Here is a 3,079-nt window from a genome sequence, read left to right as displayed (position 1 = left end):
CAGCGCGCGGCTGGCGTTCTGCTCCACCAGCAGCACCGTCATGCCCTGGCCGTGCACGTCGCTCACGACCTCGAAGATCTTGTCCACCATGATCGGCGACAGCCCCATCGAGGGCTCGTCGAGGATGAGCAGCTTCGGGCGCGCCATGAGCGCGCGGCCCATGGCCAGCATCTGCTGCTCGCCCCCGCTCATGGTGCCGGCGAGCTGGTTGCGCCGCTCCTTCAGGCGCGGAAACAGCGCGAAGACCTTGTCGATGTCGGCCTCCACCTCGCGGTCCTTGCGGATGAAGGCGCCCATCTGCAGGTTCTCGGTGATGGTCATGCGCGTGAAGGTGCCCCGGCCTTCGGGGACCATCACCAGGCCTTCTTTCACCAGGTCCCAGGCGCCGCGCCCGCGGATGGGCTTGCCCAGGAACTCGATCTCGCCCGCGGCCATAGGCTGCGTGCCCGTGACGGCCTTGAGCGTGGTGGTCTTGCCCGCGCCGTTGGCGCCGATGAGGCTGATGAGCTCGCCCTGGCGCACCTCGAAGCTGATGCCCTTGACGGCCTGGATGCCGCCGTAGGCCACCTTGAGCCCGTTGACCTTGAGCATCGGGGGATTGGTCGTGGTGGTCATGCGCGGCTCCTCAATGCTGGCCGGCGCCGAGGTAGGCCTCGATCACCTTGGGGTTCTTCTGCACCTCGGCGGGCGTGCCGTCGGCGATCTGCTTGCCGTAGTCGAGCACCGTGACGCGGTCGCACAGGCCCATCATCAGTTTCACGTCGTGCTCGATGATGAGGATGGTGCGCCCGTCCTTGCGGATGCGGTCGATGAGCTCGCGCAGCACCACCTTCTCCGTGGCGTTCATGCCCGCGGCGGGCTCGTCCAGCGCGATGAGCTTGGGGTCGGTGGCCAGGGCCCGCGCGATCTCCAGCCGGCGCTGGTCGCCGTAGGACAGCGTGCGCGCCTTGTACTCGGCATAGCGGCCGATGCCCACGTAGTCCATGAGCTCCTGGGCGCGCGCGCGGATGCGCGCCTCCTCGTCGCGGAAGCTCTTGGTGCGAAACACCGCGCCGACGAGCCCGGAGCTCGTGCGCACATGGCGGCCCACCATCACGTTCTCCAGCGCCGTCATGTCGGGAAAGAGGCGGATGTTCTGGAAGGTGCGCGCGATGCCGGCCTTGGCCACCTCGTGCACGGCGCTGGGCTTGTAGGGCGCGCCGCCGAGCTCGAATGCCCCGGAGTCGGGCGTGTACAGCCCCGTGATGACGTTGAAGAAGGTGGTCTTGCCCGCGCCGTTGGGGCCGATGAGACCGTAGACCTGGCCGGCCTTGATCTCGATGCCCACCTCGGAGAGGGCCTGCAGCCCGCCGAAGCGCTTGCTCACGCTGCTGACCTTGAGCACGGTGTTGCCGCTCATGCCGTGCGCTCCTTGGTGACGTTGGCGGTGGACTTGGTATCAGGCGGCGTGGGCGCCGCCTTGCCGTGCTCCGGCGGCGGCCAGATGCCGCGCGGGCGAGACAGCATCACGCCGATCATGGCCAGCGCGATCAGCAACTGGCGCAGGATCGCCGCGTCCAGACGGCCGCCCGTGGCCGCCTGCAGCGGCCCGGCGACATAGCGCAGGATTTCAGGCAGGGCCGACAGCGCCACCGCGCCCAGGATCACGCCCGGAATGTGGCCAATGCCGCCCAGCACGATCATCGCCACGATCATGATGGACTCCATCAGCGAGAACGACTCCGGCGAGATGAAGCCCTGGAAGGCCGCGAACATCGAGCCCGAGACGCCGCCGAAGGTGGCGCCCATGGCGAAGGCCAGCAGCTTCATGTTGCGCACGTTGATGCCCATGGCCTTGGCGGCCACGTCGTCCTCGCGGATGGCCATCCAGGCGCGGCCGATGCGCGAGTTCTCCAGCCGGTGGCAGATCACCACCGTGAACACCACCAGCGCCAGGAACAGCCAGTAGTACAGCACCACCGGCGAGATGGTGTAGTCCCCGATGGTCAGCGGCTTGCCGAAGCTGAAGCCGAAGATGTGCATCGGGTCGATCTGGCTGATGCCGCGCGGGCCGTTGGTGATGTTGAGCGGGTACTCCATGTTGTTCATGAACACCCGGATGATCTCGCCAAAGCCCAGCGTGACGATGGCCAGGTAGTCGCCGCGCAGGCGCAGCACCGGTGCGCCCAGCACGATGCCCGCCAGCGCCGCCACCGCTGCGGCCAGCGGGATGATGATCCAGATGGGCATGTGCAGCCCGTCGGGAAACGCCGCGGCGATATTGGGGAAGTTCTCCGAGAGGTGCGGCGAGGACAGCAGCGCGAACAGGTACGCCCCCACGGCGTAGAAGGCCACGTAGCCCAGGTCCAGCAGCCCGGCGTAGCCCACCACGATGTTCAGCCCCAGCGCCAGCATCACGTACAGCAGCGCCAGCGCCATGATGCGCACCCAGCCCTGGCCGAACTCCTGCGCCACCAGCGGCAACGCCAGCAGCCCGATCGCGGCGATCAGGAACAGTACAAGCTTGTTTTTCATGAGTCGTTCTCCGGCGCGATCAGGCCCGGTCGGCCGTGCGCTCGCCCAGCAGGCCCTGCGGGCGCAGCGTGAGCACCAGCACCAGCGCCATGAAGGCAAAGATGTCGGCGTAGTGGCTGCCCAGCACGCCGCCGGTGAGCTCGCCCAGGTAGCCCGCGCCGATGGCCTCGATCAGGCCCAGCAGGATCGCGCCCACCACCGCGCCGGCGAGGTTGCCGATGCCCCCCAGCACCGCGGCCGTGAAGGCCTTGAGGCCCGGCAGGAAGCCCATGGTGTGCTGCACGGTGCCGTAGTTGGCGGCCCACATGATGCCCGCCACCGCGGCCAGCGCCGCGCCGATGATGAACGTGGCCGAGATCACCCAGTCCGGGCGCACGCCCATGAGCGAGGCCACGCGCGGGTTCTCGGCCGTGGCGCGCATGGCGCGGCCGAGCTTGGTCTTGTTCACCAGGAACAGCAGCGCGGCCAGCACCATGGCCGTGATGCTCAGGATCAGGATCTGCGTGACGCTGATGACGGCGCCGCCGATCTCGATGGGGTCGGTGGGCAGCAGCTGCGGGAAGGG

At 68.3% G+C, this 3,079-nt stretch carries 4 protein-coding genes; all 4 read right to left on the bottom strand.

Annotated features, from left to right (window positions below; translation table 11 throughout):
• Positions 1–591 (bottom strand): ABC transporter ATP-binding protein (locus HHL10_RS29930; protein ID WP_169164078.1); only part of this gene is annotated, 591 nt, incomplete at its 3' end.
• 34 nt (positions 592–625) lie between these two features.
• Complete coding sequence (locus tag HHL10_RS29925) at positions 626–1,399, bottom strand: ABC transporter ATP-binding protein (RefSeq protein ID WP_169164077.1); 774 nt, start codon at positions 1,397–1,399, stop codon at positions 626–628.
• The gene (locus tag HHL10_RS29920) at positions 1,396–2,514 is read right to left on the bottom strand and encodes a branched-chain amino acid ABC transporter permease (RefSeq protein ID WP_169164076.1); all 1,119 of its coding nucleotides are present in this window, start codon (positions 2,512–2,514) and stop codon (positions 1,396–1,398) included. Before HHL10_RS29920 ends, HHL10_RS29925 begins: the two co-directional genes overlap by 4 nt.
• 19 nt (positions 2,515–2,533) lie before the next feature.
• Positions 2,534–3,079: branched-chain amino acid ABC transporter permease (locus tag HHL10_RS29915; RefSeq protein WP_169164075.1), on the bottom strand; the 546-nt coding region annotated here is incomplete at its 5' end.

The sequence above is a fragment of the Azohydromonas caseinilytica genome (assembly GCF_012927045.1).
GTDB lineage: Bacteria > Pseudomonadota > Gammaproteobacteria > Burkholderiales > Burkholderiaceae_C > Azohydromonas > Azohydromonas caseinilytica.
This window is presented reverse-complemented; position numbering and strand designations above follow the sequence as displayed.